Origin of the sequence: Actinomadura rifamycini DSM 43936 (assembly GCF_000425065.1) — a bacterium.
In the GTDB taxonomy this organism is placed as follows: Bacteria; Actinomycetota; Actinomycetes; order Streptosporangiales; family Streptosporangiaceae; genus Spirillospora; species Spirillospora rifamycini.
Window position 1 is genome coordinate 126,407 of sequence record NZ_AULB01000015.1, and the last position, 14,526, is coordinate 140,932.

Genomic DNA, 14,526 nt, shown 5'->3' on the forward strand with positions numbered 1-14,526 from the left:
ATTCCCGCTACGCACGCCCTTCCCACCACTAGCATCCCGCACCATGGCGACGATAACTGCGCTACGGAATCGAGCGATCACGGTGAGTGCGCTCGTCCCGGCCGCGGCGCTGCTGCTGACCGGCTGCGGGGGCGGCCCCGGACGGGGATCCGCCGCGGAGCCGTCCGGCGGACCGTCCACCGGGGCGGCGGCGAAGGCGGCCGCCGACGACGCGGCCGTGCCGGAGGCGACCACGTTCACCACCGTCGAGGGCGCGCCCGCCGACGCCGGACGGGACGCGGCCGACGGCCTCGTCGTGCACCCGCCGAAGCCGCTGCCGGTGCACGACCGGCCCGGCGGGCGCCGCGTCGCCACGCTCCCCACGGAACAGCTCGGCGGCCCCACCTGGGTCCCGGTCGTGGAGAGCTCCGGCGGCTGGCTGCGCGTCCTGCTGCCCAGCCGCCCCAACCGGGCGTCCGGGTGGATCCCCGGCGACGGGCTGCGCACCGCGCGCACGCCCTACCTCGTCACCGTCGACCTCGGCGACCGGCGGCTCACGCTGCACGAGTCGGGCAAGGCGGTCGGACGCTGGCGGGTCGCCATCGGTGCGGCCGCCACGCCCACGCCCACCGGCCGCACGTTCGTCATGGCGCAGCTCGCGCCGAAGGACAAGAAGCTGGTGCTGCCGCTCGGCGCGCACTCCGACACGCTCGACACGTTCGGCGGCGGACCGGGCACCGTGGCGCTGCACGGCTGGCACGACCCGTCGGTCTTCGGCCGGGCCGCCACGCACGGCTGCGTGCGGGTGCCGGACGACGCGCTGCGGAAGCTGTCCCGGGTGCCGCTCGGGACGCTCGTCCTCATCAACGACTGATCACCCGCTCCCACGAATCGGAGTCTTCCATGCGAGTTTCCCTCAGACGCCTGACCACCGCGGGCCTGCTGGCCACCGGCCTCGCCGCGGCCCTCGCCCCGGCGCTGGCCGACCCGGCGCTGGCCGAGCCCGGCTCCGGCGGCGCCGCCGGGTCCGCCTACGGGCTCACCCTCACCGGGCCGCTCGACATCGCGCCGGTGCCCGCCGTGTCGTCCGGCGGCGAGCAGGTCGAGAAGAGCCTGCTGCGCGAGAAGGGCACGAAGTTCGTGCGGGCCGAGGCGCTGGACGTCCGCGCGTCGGCGTCCCGCGCCCGCTCGAAGGTCGCCCGCCTGAGCGTCCCGTCCGCCGACCTGCTGGCCAGCGCGGTCGCGGCCAAGTGCGACGGCGGCCGCGGCTCGGCGCACCTCGCCGACGCCCGCATCGCGGGCCGCCGCCTCGACGCGGCCCCGCCGCCCAACACCCGCATCCCGGTGCGGATCGAGGGCGTCGGCGACGCGACCCTGACGCTCAACAAGCAGCGCCGGATGCCGGACGGGCGGATGAACGTCACCGCGATGGAGCTGACGCTGCCGCTGACGGAGCCGACGACGCTGAGCGTCGCGTCCGCCACGTGCGGCCGCCCGGCGCCGGCCGTCCACAAGAAGCAGCCCAAGGCCCCCGCGCCCACCCCGGTGCGGCGCGACCTGCCGGTCACGGGCTGACCCGACGCCGGCCCGGCGGCGCGCGGCGCGTCCGCCGCCGGGCCGGACCAACCCGTCCGGCCCCGCCATTCCACCGGTCCTTTCCGGCGGCGATTCCTCAGCTCGCCGGGACCTCTTCGGCGGCCCCTTCCACGGCCTCTCCGACCGTCCCGTACAGCGACTTCTCGAAGTGCACGACCGCGCCGTCGCGATGGATGCGGTCACTGATCCGGACGTCCTCGGTGAAGGCCCGCATCAACTGCAGGCCCCGCCCGGATTCGGCGAGCGGCGGTGTCGGTGCGCCGCCCCACTGCGCGGGATCCGCCGCCCCGCCCTCGTCGACGACCTCCACGATGCACCGGTACCCGTCCATCCGGGCCCTGACCTCGTATTCCCTGCCCGCCGCCGCGTGCTGCACCACGTTCGCGCACGCCTCCCCGACCGCGAGCGCGATGTCGGCGCGTATCTCGGAGGTGACCCCGAGGCCGCGGAGCGAGGCGTCGAGCGTCCGCCGCACGAGAGGCGCGCTCTCCGCGCTCCTCGGCAACGTCATTTCGAGGACGACCTCCATGGCCAACCGCCTCCGTTCTCTCTAACCTCCAGATTTCCCACCGCCACCAACGGGAAACTCCCGTCCCTCCCGCGACCTGCGTCTCGCCCCGATTAGCGCGGGCGCCGACAAATCTTTTTCCACTCCCCTTCCCTCTCCGTGAATGAGCCCGCCAATCGCGCCCCGGAGGTTCCGCGCCCGCCCGGACGTCCTCGCCTGGCGGGCGCGGAACCGCCGGGGCAGACTGGGGGCGTGGTGAAGACGCTGCGTCCGCAGAACTACAACGAGGTGCTTTACGTCGGGCACTACTTCCGCAAGGGAGTCACCGTGCTCATGGATCTGACCGATCTCCCCGAAGAGGAGGCCAAGCAGCTCGTGGACTTCGCGACCGGCCTGGTCTTCGCCCGGCGCGGCTCCCTCGACCGCGTCGACCGCAGGCTGTTCCTCCTCCAGCCCTGACGGGGCCGAGGGGGCGCGTCAGTGTGCAGAGCGAAAGGCGGCGGCGGTCGGGCGGCGGCTCGCCGCCGCCCGACCGCCGCCGCCCGCCCCCGCCGTCAGCCCGCGTAGTTGAGCTTCAGGCCGGGGCGGGGCCAGTCCTCGATCTTGAGGAGCCGCCCCGTGCTGGACGCCGTGACGTACGCGGTGCGCATGCCGTCGCCGCCCCAGCAGATGTTCGTGATGCCGGGGTCGCCGTCGACGTCGATGTCCACGAAGTCGACCAGCCGGCCGCGCGGGCTCACCACCGAGATGCCCGCGTGGACCATGGACGCGACGCAGACGTTGCCGTGCGCGTCCACGCCGAGCGAGTCGAAGTTGGTGTAGTCGGGCGCCGTGTAGAGGAAGTTGCCGCCGCCCGAGCCGCCGAGCGACCGGCCGCCCTCGATCCGCCCCGGCGCCGTGACGTCCCACCACCAGACGCGGGCCGTGTAGGTCTCGCTGACGTACAGCCGGTCGCCCCCGGGCGACAGGCCGATGCCGTTCGGGCCCTCCAGCCCGGCGGCGATCATCGTGATCGCCGAGCCGTCCGCCTTCGCGTAGAACAGCCGGCCCTTGTCGCCGGTGACGCCGTCGCTCTTGCCGTAGTCGGTGAAGTAGATCCCGCCGTGCGCGTCGAACACCAGGTCGTTCGGGCCGCGCAGCGGCGCCCCGTCCGCCTCGGTGTAGAGCGTCTCGACGGCCCCGGTGGCGAGGTCGACCGCCTGGACGCTGCCGGTCTCGTAGTCGTCCGGGATGCCGCCCGCGAACACGAACCCGCCGACCTCGAAGCGGCGCAGCCCGCCGCAGTTCGCGATGTAGACGCGGCCGTCCGGGCCGAGCGCCGCGCCGTTGGGGCCGCCGCCCGTCTCGGCGGCGACCGCGGTCGTGCCGTCCGGGCGGACGCGGGTCAGCGTGCCCCGGTGGATCTCGACGACGAGGACGTCGCCGTCCGGGAGCGCGACCGGCCCCTCGGGGAACAGCAGCCCCTCCGCCAGCGTGGTGATCTTCATTTTCCTGCCTTTCCTGCGGGGTCGCGCCGCGGCCGGGCCGCCGGCGCCGAGGACGGCCCCGGCGGCGGCGGCCCCGGCCAGCCCGGACAGCAGGGTCCGGCGTCTCACCGCATCGCCTTGAGGATGCGGCGGGCGGTGCTCTGGATGTGGACCTCGTCGGGCCCGTCGTAGATGCGCGCCTCGCGGGCGTGCCGGTACATGCGCGACAGCGGGAAGTCGTCGGTCAGCCCGGCCGCCCCGTGCACCTGGACGGCGCGGTCGACCACGTTGTGCAGCATCGCCGCCCCGACGACCTTGATCGCGCCGATCTCGATCCGCGCCTGCGAGCCCGCGTCGATCTGCTCGGCGGCCTGGAGCGTCAGCATCCGGGCGGCCTGGATCTCGGTGTAGGAGTCGAAGACGTGCTTCTGCATGAGCTGCTTGGCCGCGAGGGGCTCCCCGAACGCGACGCGGGAGTCCAGGCGGGCGCACATCAGCTCGAACGCGCGCTGCGCCTGGCCGAGCCAGCGCATGCAGTGGAAGATCCGGCCGGGACCGAGCCGGTCCTGCGCGATGACGAACCCGTGCCCGCGCGGGCCCAGCAGGTTGTCGGCGGGGACGCGGACGTCGTCGTAGGCGACCTCGTAGTGCCCGCCGTGCCCGGTGCCGCCGCCCAGCCCGAGGACGGGCGTGTCCCGGACGATCCGGTACCCGGGGGTGTCCGTCGGCACGATGATCATGCTGAACGCCCGGTGCGGCGACGCGGCGTCCGGCTCGGTGCGGCACATGACGGTCGTGTACGCGGCCGCGGCGGCGTTCGTCGTGAACCACTTGCGGCCGCGGACCACCCAGTGGTCGCCGTCGAGTTCGGCCGTCGTCTCCATGCCGGTCGGGTCGGACCCCGCGACGTCCGGTTCGGTCATCGCGAAGCTCGGCGACAGCTCCCCGGCCACCATCGGCGCCAGGTAGCGGTCGCGCCAGCGGGGGCTCGCGTACTTGTGCAGCATCAGCGAGTCCTGGAGCGTGTACGTGCCGAGGGCGATCTGCCCCCACTCGCTGCGGCCCTGCACCTCGTTGACGTACACGTAGTCGAGGAACGGCAGCCCGCCGCCGCCCAGCTCCGCCGGGTGCCCGAGCGCCCACAGCCCGGCGTCCTTCGCCTCCCGCTGGAGCCCCGCGATCGCCGCGCGGGCCGCGTCGCCGCCCGCGTTCAGGACGTCCTCGGCCGGCTCGACCCGCTCGGTCATGAACGCGTGCACCGCGTCCCGGACGTCCCGGACCCGGTCCGGCACGGCGAACAGCATCAGCCGTTCCCGGCGAGGTCGTCGGAGATGTCCCGGTCGCCGTACCCCTCGGGCGCGGCGATCTCGACGATCGGCTCCGGCCGGTTGTCGTACTCGACCCGCAGCGCCTTCGACATCACGGCGTGCATGTCGTACATGCAGGTGATGTAGGTGAACTGCAGGATCTCGCGGTCCGACAGGTGCTCCTTGAGGACCTCGAACACCCGGTCGGGGACGCGGCCGCCGTCCAGGACGAGCCCGTCGGTGTAGGCGAGCAGGGCCCGTTCGAGCGGCGAGTAGCAGTCGGCCGTCTGCCAGTGCGGGATCGCCTCGATCTTCTCCTCGGGCATCTTCAGCGCCCGCATCTGCTTGCAGTGCTGCGAGAAGACGAACTGGCTGCCGCGCGCCCACCCCGCCCGGCACTGCCCCAGCTCCCGCAACCGCGGGTCCAGGGACGCGCCGCGGTACAGCGCGAAGCCGCGGACGGCGTGCCGGAAGACGTCCGGGTCCTGCGCGAACACGGTCCACCAGTCGCCGGGCGTGCCGGTGGCGGTGCCGTGGTCGACGGCCGGGTCGCGGTCGGGGGCGAACAGCCGGTCGTAGAAGAACAGGATCCGTTCGTCGGTGACTTCGGCTCGGGGGACTTCACGCAGGCGCGGCATTGCTCTCCTTCGCGGGCCGCCGGTCGGCGGCCGTCTTCGGGGTGTGGGAGACGTCGGCGTCGGTGAACTCGCGCGTCCAGCACGCGAACTCCAGGAGGATGCCGTCCGGGTCCTGGAAGTAGAACGAGCGGACGAACACCCCCTCCTGCATCTTCGGGGCGACGCCGAACTCGCTGTCGTCGTGGTTGAGGACCGGGCTGACCTTGACGCCCTTCTCCTTCAGCCGCGTCCGGTACTCGTCGAACCTCTCGACCGGCACGTGGAACGCGACGTGGTTCATCGACCCGACGGCGCTGAGCAGCTCGCCCTGCTCCGGACGGGTCTTCGGCGCGGAGATCCCGGGGACGGCGTCGGGCGCGTCCGGGAACCAGAAGAACGCGACGCAGTCGCCGCCTCCGCAGTCGAAGAAGAAGTGCTGGCCCATGCCGCCCGGCAGGTCCAGCGTCTTGATCAGCGGCATGCCGAGCACGCCGGAGTAGAAGTCGATGGTGCGCTGCATGTCCGAGCACACCAGCGCCAGATGGTTGATTCCGCCCAGCTCGAACTCGCGGTTCATGACACCTCCTGCACTGTGGGAGCCGCGGGGGCCGCGGCGCCGCCGTCGTGGCGGGCGCGCAGGTCCCGCTTGAGGACCTTGCCCGCGACGTTGCGCGGAAGTTCGGGCACGAACTCGACCTTCCGCGGGACCTTGTAGCCGCCGAGGTGCTCGCGGACGAACGCGATGACGTCCTCGGCGGCGAGCGCCCGTCCGGGGCGGGTGACGACGGCGGCGGCGACGGCCTCGCCCCAGCGTGCGTCCGGGACGCCGAACACGGCCGCGTCGGCGATCGCGGGGTGCCGGTACAGCACCTCCTCGACCTCGCGGGACGCGACGTTCTCCCCGCCCGTGACGATCATGTCCTTGATCCGGTCGACGATGGAGACCATGCCGTCGGCGTCGCGGCGGACGACGTCGCCGGTGCGGAACCAGCCGTCCCGGAACGACGCGGCCGTCAGCTCCGGCTCCCGCCAGTACCCGGCCATGACCTGGTCGCAGCGGACGACCATCTCGCCGGGCTCGCCGTCCGGCACGTCCGCGAACGCGTCGTCGACGATGCGGACGTCGGCGGTGTCCATCACGCGCCCGGCGGCGGCGAGCAGGCGCGTCTCGCCGGCGGCGGCCCGGCGGTGCTCGGCCGTCCCGAAGTACAGGATGTTGCCGCCGGTCTCGCTCATCCCGAACCCCTGGTAGAAGTCGCAGCCCAGGACGTCCATGCCGCGCCGCAGCACCTCGGCCGGGATCGCGGACGCGCCGTACCCGATCGCCTGGAGCGTGCCGAGGTCGTGCTCCTCGATGCCGGGATGGCCCAGCAGGAACGCGATCATCGTGGGGGCGAGGCCCGTCTGCGTGACCTTCCACTCGGCGACCAGCCGCAGGAACGTCTCGTTGTCGTAGGAGCGGAGGATCCCCACCGTGCAGGCCCGCAGGTGGTTGACCAGGACCGCGTAGCCGCCGACGTGGCACAGCGGGAAGCAGAACAGGAACACCGACCCGTCCGGGATCTCCCAGGCCGCCGCCGAGCCCGCGACGCCCGCGACCAGGTTCCGGTGGGTGAGCATCACGCCCTTGGGACGTCCGGTGGTGCCGCTCGTGTAGACGAGCCAGCCCACGGAGTCCTCGTCGGGCCGCGGCGGTTCGGTGGCGGGCGCGTCCGCGACCAGGTCGGCGTACGAGCGGTCGCCGCCGCCGTCGAGGCCGACGACGAGCCGCACGCTCGGCATCGCGTCCCGCAGCCCGGCCATCGCGTCCAGGTACTCGCCGCTCACCACCAGGACCGACGCCTCCGCGTGGGCGACCAGCGACGCGATCTCCGCCGGGTGCAGCCGGTGGTTCAGGAACGTCAGCGCCATGCCGGCCGCCGGGACGGCGTAGTACAGCTCGACGTACTCGGGGCGGTTCCCGGACAGGACCGCGACGCGGTCGCCCGGCTCGGCGACGGCCCGCAGCGCGTTCGCGGCCCGCCGGACGCGGTCGCGCAGTCCGGCGAACGTGAGCGTCTCGTCCTCGAAGCGGAGCGCGAGCCGGTCGGGGCGCTTGCGCGCGGCGTACTCGACGATGTCGCTGATCAGCATGGGCTTCCCGGCGCGGCAGCGGCCATGGCGGCCTCCCAAAAACTTGACTTGACAGTCATGTCATCTTCGTTCGATGCTCGGATCCTGAACCTGAGAGCATGCGGATGTCAAGAGTCCGGGCGAACGGGAAGAAGGACCATGGCGAGCGAGACGCAGGCGCGGGGCGAGAGCGCGACCGGCGCGGCCGGGCCGCTGACCGAGCGCGGCGTCCGCACCCGCGAACGCCTCCTCACCGCCGCCCGCGAGGTCTTCGAGGAGCGCGGCTTCCTCGACACCCGGGTCGCGCACATCACCCGGCACGCCAAGGTCGCGTACGGCTCCTTCTACACGTACTTCCCGTCCAAGGAGGCCGTGTTCCTGGAGGTCGCCGACCGGCTCTTCGCCGACATGACGCAGCACGACCTCGTCCCGCTGGAGGGCCCGTCGCCCGCCGCGCGCGTCCGCCGCGCCAACCGCGCCTACTACGAGGCGTACCAGCGCAACGCCAAGATGATGGCCATCATCGAGCAGGTCTCCACGTTCAACGTCGAGTTCCAGGAGATGCGCCGCAAGCACCGCGCCAGCGCCGTCGCCCGCTCCGCCAAGGCCATCCGCCGCTGGCAGGCCGCCGGCATCGCTCCCTCCGACCTCGATCCCGAGATGGCGTCCCGCGCCCTCGCCGCCATGGTCGACCACTCCCTCTACCTGTGGCTCGTCCAGGGCGAAGGGCCCAACGACCGCCTCCTCGACACCCTCGACACCCTCTCCATCCGCGCCCTCGGCCTCGACCCCTAGGAGCCCCCCTTGGACCTCGCGGACCGCTTCCTCACCGCCATCACCTCGGGCGACACCGACGCGCTCCGGGCGATGTACGCCCCCGGCGCGACGATCTGGCACGCCGGCGCCGGCGTGCAGGCCGTGGACGACAACCTGCGCACGCTCCGCTGGCTGTCCCGCACCCTGCGGGACATGCGGTACGAGGACGTCCGCCGCGACCCCCTGCCCGACGGCTACGCCCAGCGGCACGTCCTGCGCGGCTCCCTCCCCGACGGGAGCCCCTTCGAACTGGACGCCTGCCTGTTCGTCACCGTCCGGGACGGCCGGATCGCCCGGCTGGAGGAGTACGCCGACAGCCGCGGCAGCGACCCCCTCCGCGAGCTGGCCGCCGCGCAGCGCGCCGCCCGCACGGACGCCAGCGCGGACGCCCGCACGGACGCCCGCACGGACGCCCGCACGGACGCCCGCGCATGAGCGGCCCCGGCGACGCGCTCGCCGCCCGCCTCGGCGCCGGCGTCGCGGACCTGCACCGGCTGTCCGGCGGCGCCAGCCGCGAGACCTGGTCGTTCACCGCCGGCGGCCGCGCCCTCGTGCTGCGCCGCGACCCGCCCGCCGCCCCCGACCCGGCGGCGATGGCGCGCGAGGCCGCGCTGCTGTCGTCCGCCGCCGACGCCGGCGTCCCCGTCCCGACCCTCGTCGACCACGGCCCCGACCTCGACGGCGTCCCGTTCATGATCATGGAGCGGCTGGCGGGCGAGACGATCCCCCGGCGGCTGCTGCGCACCCCGCGCCCCGGGCTCGCCCGCGAGCTCGGCGCGATCCTCGCCCGCCTGCACACGATGGCGCCCGTCGACGGCCTGCCCGACGCCGACCCCCTCGACGCGCTCGCCGAGTACTACGACGCGTTCGACGAGCCGCGGCCCGCCGTCGAGCTCGCGTTCCGCTGGCTGCGCGAGCACCGGCCCGCCCCGACCGGCCGCACCGTGGTGCACGGCGACTTCCGCAACGGCAACCTGATGATCGACGGCCCGGCCGTCACGGGCGTCCTCGACTGGGAGCTGGCGCACCTCGGCGACCCCGCCGAGGACCTCGGGTGGCTGTGCGTGAAGGCGTGGCGGTTCGGGTCCCCGCACCCCGTCGGCGGCTTCGGCCCCCGCGCCGACCTCCTCGCCGGCTACGCCGACGCCGGCGGCGCCCCGCCCGACCCGGCCGTCCTGCACTGGTGGGAGGTCTACGGCACCCTCCGCTGGACGATCCTGTGCCGCCACCAGGCCGAGCGCCACCTCAGCGGCGCCGACCCGTCGATCGAGTACGCCGTCCTCGGCCGCAAGGTCTGCGAGCAGGAGCACGACCTGCTCCTCGCCCTCGGCCGCACCGAGCCCGTCACCGTCGCCGACCCGCTCGACACCGCGGACGGCGCGGCGGGCGGCACGGCGGGCGGCGCGGCGTCGCCGCCGCACGACCGGCCGTCCGGACCGGCCCTGCTCGAAGCCGTCGAGCGGTTCGTCCTCGAGACCGACCACGCCGACGACCGGCTCCGCTTCCACGCGCGCGTCGCCGCGTCCGCCCTCCGCATCGCGCGCCGCGAACTCCTCCTCGGCGACGCCCACCGGACGGCCCACGCCGCGCGGCTCGCGTCCCTCGGGTGCGCCGACGACGCCGAGCTGGCCCGCGGCGTCCGCGACGGCCGCTTCGACGACCGGGCGGACGAGGTCGTCGCGGCCGTCCGCGCGTCCGTCGTCGACAAGCTCACCGTCGCGAACCCCCGCCACCTCGCGACCCCGCCCTGACCGGGCGGTCCGGGCCCGCCGACCGGGGCCGCCGGGGGCTCAGCCGCCCGCGGCGGCCCCGTCGCCGTCCGCGGCGGGGACCCAGCCGCGGCGGGCGCCCTCGTCGATGAGCGTCCGGGCGTAGGCCCACAAATCGGCGGAGGCGTCGCCGATGACGGCCTTGCGGCGGCGCACGTCGGCGTCGGTGACGCCCGGGGTGCGCCAGGTCCCGCCCCGGTTGTTGTAGTTCAGCAGCAGGGGCTGGAGCCGGTCCATCGCCTTCGCGAACCGCGCCTCCGGGGTCCGCCGCTCCTCGAACTCGTCCCACAGGGCGCGGAACTCGACCGCCTGGTCGTCCGGCAGCAGGGCGAACAGCCGGTCGGCCGCCTCCCGCTCGCGGCGCTCCTGCGTCGCCGCGCCCTCCGCGTCGTACAGGAACGTGTCCCCCGCGTAGATCTCCACGAGGTCGTGCAGCAGGACGAGCTTCAGCGTGCGGCCCACGTCGACCGGCTCGTCGGCGTGCTCGGCGAGGACCGCCACCATCAGCGCCAGGTGCCACGAGTGCTCGGCGTCGTTCTCCCTGCGGTCGTCCGCGACGAGGACGCTGCGGCGCAGCACGGTCTTGAGCCGGTCCACCTCGACGATGAACGCGACCTGGGCGGCGAGCCGGGACGGGACGTCCGGCGGCTGCGGCACGCGGTCGATCAGGCGGTCGATCAGGCGGTCTTCGGCGGTCATCGCACCCTCCGGAGGTCGTCGGCAGAGCGACCGTACCCGCCCGCCCCGACGCGTGCGGCGCCCACCGGCGTGTCCCGCACGGCAACTCGCTATGGACATTAGTGTGTGCCGCACACTATGGTGTGACACGTGACCGCAGACGAGTTGATCCTCACCCAGGCCCAGGAGCTCCGCCGCGGCACGGTCGTCCTGGCCTGCCTGGCGCTGCTCGAGGACGCGCAGTACGGCTACGCGCTCTTGGAGACGCTCAATGAGGCCGGGGTCACGGTCGACGGCAACACCCTCTACCCCCTGCTGCGCCGGCTGGAGAAGCAAGGACTGCTCACCAGCGAGTGGAACACCGACGAATCCCGGCCGCGCAAGTTCTACCGGGTGAGCCCCCAGGGCGCGCTCGTACGCGAAGGACTGATGCACGAATGGCAAAGCCTGGTGACCTCGATGTCGCGACTGACGAAGGAGATCCGGTGAGCGCGCTGACCGACGGCTACGTGCAGGAGGTCGTCCGCCGGGTCCCCGCCGACCAGCGCGACGACATCGCCGGCGAGCTCCGCGCCACCATCGCGGACGCCGTCGACGCGCGCGGCGAGTCCGACCGGGCGGCCGCGGAGCGGGCCGTCCTCACCGAGATGGGCGACCCGATCCGGCTCGCCGCCCGGTACGCCGACCGCCCGCTCACCCTGATCGGGCCCGACCTGTACCCGACGTACGTCCGGGTGCTCACGGTGCTGCTGGGCGTGGCGCTGCCCGCCGTGACGATCGCCATGATGGTGCTGGACGTCCTCGACGGCGCGGGCGTCGGCGCGGCGATCGGCACCGGCGTCGGCACGGTCGTCACCGTCGGCGCGCAGATGGTCGCGTGGCTCACCCTCGTGTTCGCCGCCGTCGAGCGGTTCGCGCCGCGGTCGCTGCCCCGCACGTGGACGCCCGACGACCTGACCGCGCCGCGCCGCCCGGACGACGGCGGCCGCGCGGCGATCGCGGTCGTGGTGTGGGACGCGCTGCTGCTCGGGCTGATCGTCTGGCAGCGGACCGCCGAGCCGTACCGCGCGGACGGCGAGCGCATGCAGGTGCTCGCTCCGGACCTGTGGTCCTTCTGGATGTGGCCGATCGTCGCCGGGCTCGTCGCCCTCATCGCGGTGAACCTGGTGCGGGTCGCGCGCCGCGGCTGGACCGTCCCGCTGGCGGGCTGGCACGCCGCCGCGCAGGCCCTGGTCACGCTGCCGCTCGCGTGGGTCGTGTACCGGCAGGACATCCTGAACCCCGAGTTCCTCGACGCCGTCAACGGCGACGACTGGACGACCCCCGGCTCCTTCTACACCGCCGCCACGCTGGTCATCCTGGCGATCGGCGCGAGCGACACCTACGGGGCCTTCCGCAAGGCCCTCCGCTGAACCGCCGGGAGGCCCGCACACGGGCCTCCCGGCCTTTCGCGTCCCCGCGGGCGGGGACGCGTTTCGGGTGTGTTGCCCGGCGGTAACCGCGGTACGGCCCGTCAAAAGGATCCATTTCCCCGGAGTTAAGAGTTGATTTCGGCCCCGGTGAACAATTGCCGGGCGCTTGCGGAGGCGGCAGCCTGACGGCACCCGACCGCCTTCGAGGAGCACGCATGGAACCGATCATGAGCAAGTCCGACGCCGCCGCACTCGTCACCGCCGCGAAGGTGCGGCGCGGCCTCACCTGGACGCGGATCGCCGAGGAGATCGGCGCCCCGGCCGTGTGGGCGACCGCGGCGCTGCTCGGGCAGCACCCGATGCCCCGCGAGCAGGCCGAACGGGTGTGCGCGTTCCTCGAACTGGACGCGGCCGTCGCGGAGAGCCTGGCGCTCCAGCCCACCCGGGGCACCGATCCGGCCGTGATGAGCGACCCCACGATCTACCGCTTCGCCGAGGCGCTGTCCGTCTACGGGCCCGCCCTCAAAGAACTCATCCACGACGAATTCGGCGACGGCATCATGAGCGCCATCAACTTCCGGGTCGACTTCGCCCGCCGCCCCGACCCGGACGGCGACCGCGTCGTCATCACCTTCGACGGCAAATTCCTCGACTACCGCTGGTGATCGGCCCCCGGGCCGAGCCGCCGGTGCTGATCTGACAGCGCCGCGCCGGGCGTGTGAGGCGAACGTAACGCGCCCAACTCCGAGCCGTCATACGGCGGGCATCAACGCTGCCGAGACTCTCCTGGTCGGTCCGAATACCCCGGAATGGGTCGGTGCTCTTCCGGTCCGTCCACGGCAGAGGAGTGGCCTCGTGTCCTATGTGAACCCGCCCGATCTCGTCAGGAAGATGGTCGACGCCGGCGAGGCGAAGACCTTCCTGTCCGCGCGCGACACGCTCATCCGCGCGTTCATGGCCGCCGCGCTCCTCACGCTCGGCGCGGCGTTCGCGGTCACGGTCACCGTGCAGACCGGGGAGCCGCTGCTCGGCGCGCTGCTGTTCCCGGCCGGGTTCTGCCTCGTGTACTTGATGGGGTACGACCTGCTGACCGGCGTGTTCACGCTCGTCCCGCTCGCCCTGCTCGACAAGCGGCGCGGGGTGACGCCGCGCGCGATGCTGCGCAACTGGGGCCTGGTGTTCGTCGGCAACCTCGGCGGTGCGCTGACCGTCGCGGTCATGATGGCGGTGATCTTCACCTACGGGTTCTCGACGCCGCCGGACGCGGTCGGGCAGCAGCTCGGGACGATCGGCGAGGGCCGGACGGTCGGGTACGCCGAGCACGGCGCGGCCGGGATGCTGACGCTGTTCATCCGCGGGGTCATGTGCAACTGGATGGTGTCCACCGGCATCGTCGCGGCGATGATGTCGACGTCCGTGCCCGGCAAGGTGATCGGCATGTGGCTGCCGATCATGATGTTCTTCTACATGGGTTTCGAGCACTCGATCGTCAACATGTTCCTGTTCCCGTCCGGCCTGATGCTCGGCGGCGACTTCTCGGTCATGGACTACATCGTGTGGAACGAGATCCCGACCATCGTCGGGAACCTCATCGGCGGCATCACGTTCGTCGGGCTCACCCTCTACGCGACCCACGGCCGCACCGGCCGGGGCCGCCCCCGCCCGGCCGTCCCCGCCGGGCCCGCCGGCGACGAGCCCGCCGGGCCCGCCGCCGAGCCCGCCACCGCCACGCCGGCCGCCGGGAAGCCGGCCGCCGAGGAGACCGGCGTCCCCGTCAGCGTCGACGCGTAGGACGCCCGTCCCGAGCCGTGCGGGCGCCCGCTCCCGGCGTCCGCACGGCTCGGCCTTTCCCGGCCCCGCCCGTCCCGGCGGGTCAGTGGTTCTCGGGAAGCCAGCCGCCGTCGAGCGTGCTCGCGGACGCGCCGTACACGCAGACGAACGCGAACAGCAGCAGCGGCACGACCATGAGGAGCGCCGCGGCGCCCGCCGCCCACAGGCCGCGGTGCCCCGGGCGGCGCCGCGCCCGCCGGACGGACCCGCCGGCGAGGGCCGCGGCGCCGCCCGCCAGCATCAGCACGGGCGGCACCCAGTACAGCGGGACGAGGCCCGGGTTCGTGCGGAGCGTGATGTGCTCGGGCCCGAGCATCCGCAGCATGCCGGCGAGGACCGGCGGCGGCAGCAGGACCAGGACGGCGACGGCGGCGGGGTGCACCGCCCGGCGGGTGTTCGTGTCCATGCCTCCACCCAACCGGTGCGGACGGCCGCG

General features: G+C 73.6%; 18 protein-coding genes. 10 read left to right on the forward strand and 8 right to left on the reverse strand.

The features are described from left to right. The first annotated feature begins 43 nt into the window (after window positions 1-43). Together H505_RS0115765 and H505_RS0115770 are read left to right on the forward strand one after the other, a co-directional pair. Window positions 44-853 carry a L,D-transpeptidase gene (locus tag H505_RS0115765; protein WP_084550280.1) on the forward strand — a complete coding sequence of 270 codons (810 nt, stop codon included), beginning with the start codon at window positions 44-46 and terminating at the stop codon, window positions 851-853. A 29-nt stretch (window positions 854-882) separates the two neighbouring features. Then, complete coding sequence (locus H505_RS0115770; RefSeq protein ID WP_026402777.1) at window positions 883-1,554, forward strand: choice-of-anchor P family protein; 672 nt, start codon at window positions 883-885, stop codon at window positions 1,552-1,554. Window positions 1,555-1,651: 97 nt separating this feature from the next. On the opposite strand, the gene H505_RS42105 is transcribed toward H505_RS0115770, so the two are convergent. Then, window positions 1,652-2,086 (reverse strand): ATP-binding protein, encoded by a 435-nt coding sequence (locus tag H505_RS42105; RefSeq protein WP_245592533.1) that lies wholly within the window; start codon window positions 2,084-2,086, stop codon window positions 1,652-1,654. A gap of 249 nt (window positions 2,087-2,335) precedes the next feature. On the opposite strand from H505_RS42105, the gene H505_RS50605 reads away from it, so the two are divergent. Beyond that, a complete protein-coding gene (locus tag H505_RS50605; RefSeq protein WP_026402778.1) occupies window positions 2,336-2,542 on the forward strand; it encodes a cell division protein SepF in 207 nt (68 codons plus the stop codon). Window positions 2,543-2,637: 95 nt separating this feature from the next. On the opposite strand, the gene H505_RS0115785 is transcribed toward H505_RS50605, so the two are convergent. The 5 genes from H505_RS0115785 to H505_RS42110 are packed head-to-tail and all read right to left on the reverse strand — an operon-like array spanning window position 2,638 to window position 7,606. Then, on the reverse strand, window positions 2,638-3,678 hold the full coding sequence (locus H505_RS0115785; RefSeq protein WP_211238476.1) for an SMP-30/gluconolactonase/LRE family protein: 1,041 nt from the start codon (window positions 3,676-3,678) through the stop codon (window positions 2,638-2,640). After that, a complete protein-coding gene (locus H505_RS0115790) occupies window positions 3,675-4,853 on the reverse strand; it encodes an acyl-CoA dehydrogenase family protein (protein WP_026402780.1) in 1,179 nt (392 codons plus the stop codon). The genes H505_RS0115785 and H505_RS0115790 overlap by 4 nt, the downstream gene beginning before the upstream one ends. Continuing rightward, window positions 4,853-5,494, reverse strand: coding sequence for a carboxymuconolactone decarboxylase family protein (locus H505_RS0115795; protein ID WP_026402781.1), 642 nt, complete (start codon window positions 5,492-5,494; stop codon window positions 4,853-4,855). Before H505_RS0115795 ends, H505_RS0115790 begins: the two co-directional genes overlap by 1 nt. Continuing rightward, complete coding sequence (locus H505_RS0115800) at window positions 5,478-6,050, reverse strand: VOC family protein (RefSeq protein WP_026402782.1); 573 nt, start codon at window positions 6,048-6,050, stop codon at window positions 5,478-5,480. Before H505_RS0115800 ends, H505_RS0115795 begins: the two co-directional genes overlap by 17 nt. After that, window positions 6,047-7,606, reverse strand: coding sequence for an AMP-binding protein (locus H505_RS42110; protein WP_051300732.1), 1,560 nt, complete (start codon window positions 7,604-7,606; stop codon window positions 6,047-6,049). The genes H505_RS0115800 and H505_RS42110 overlap by 4 nt, the downstream gene beginning before the upstream one ends. A 138-nt stretch (window positions 7,607-7,744) precedes the next feature. Here H505_RS42110 and H505_RS0115810 point away from each other — a divergent pair, with 138 nt between their 5' ends. The 3 genes from H505_RS0115810 to H505_RS0115820 are packed head-to-tail and all read left to right on the forward strand — an operon-like array spanning window position 7,745 to window position 10,152. Continuing rightward, window positions 7,745-8,380 (forward strand): TetR/AcrR family transcriptional regulator, encoded by a 636-nt coding sequence (locus H505_RS0115810; protein ID WP_034518070.1) that lies wholly within the window; start codon window positions 7,745-7,747, stop codon window positions 8,378-8,380. 9 nt (window positions 8,381-8,389) lie between these two features. Beyond that, window positions 8,390-8,836: a nuclear transport factor 2 family protein gene (locus H505_RS42115; protein ID WP_051300733.1), complete on the forward strand. Its 447-nt coding sequence runs from the start codon at window positions 8,390-8,392 to the stop codon at window positions 8,834-8,836. After that, window positions 8,833-10,152, forward strand: coding sequence for a phosphotransferase family protein (locus H505_RS0115820; protein WP_026402784.1), 1,320 nt, complete (start codon window positions 8,833-8,835; stop codon window positions 10,150-10,152). The genes H505_RS42115 and H505_RS0115820 overlap by 4 nt, the downstream gene beginning before the upstream one ends. Before the next feature lie 39 nt (window positions 10,153-10,191). Here the strand turns inward: H505_RS0115820 and H505_RS0115825 are convergent, their stop codons facing one another. Then, entirely contained in the window at window positions 10,192-10,869 is a 678-nt protein-coding gene (locus tag H505_RS0115825; protein WP_026402785.1) for an HD domain-containing protein, read from the reverse strand. A 129-nt stretch (window positions 10,870-10,998) separates the two neighbouring features. Here H505_RS0115825 and H505_RS0115830 point away from each other — a divergent pair, with 129 nt between their 5' ends. From H505_RS0115830 to H505_RS42120, 4 genes are all read left to right on the forward strand, one after another. Further along, window positions 10,999-11,337 (forward strand): PadR family transcriptional regulator, encoded by a 339-nt coding sequence (locus H505_RS0115830; protein ID WP_026402786.1) that lies wholly within the window; start codon window positions 10,999-11,001, stop codon window positions 11,335-11,337. Continuing rightward, on the forward strand, window positions 11,334-12,260 hold the full coding sequence (locus tag H505_RS0115835; RefSeq protein WP_026402787.1) for an HAAS signaling domain-containing protein: 927 nt from the start codon (window positions 11,334-11,336) through the stop codon (window positions 12,258-12,260). Before H505_RS0115830 ends, H505_RS0115835 begins: the two co-directional genes overlap by 4 nt. A gap of 215 nt (window positions 12,261-12,475) precedes the next feature. Then, complete coding sequence (gene cynS, locus H505_RS0115840) at window positions 12,476-12,925, forward strand: cyanase (RefSeq protein ID WP_026402788.1); 450 nt, start codon at window positions 12,476-12,478, stop codon at window positions 12,923-12,925. A 190-nt stretch (window positions 12,926-13,115) separates the two neighbouring features. After that, entirely contained in the window at window positions 13,116-14,051 is a 936-nt protein-coding gene (locus tag H505_RS42120) for a formate/nitrite transporter family protein (RefSeq protein WP_084550283.1), read from the forward strand. Between the two features lie 82 nt (window positions 14,052-14,133). Here H505_RS42120 and H505_RS0115850 read toward each other — a convergent pair whose 3' ends face one another. Then, entirely contained in the window at window positions 14,134-14,496 is a 363-nt protein-coding gene (locus H505_RS0115850) for a hypothetical protein (protein ID WP_026402789.1), read from the reverse strand. Window positions 14,497-14,526: the final 30 nt, after the last annotated feature.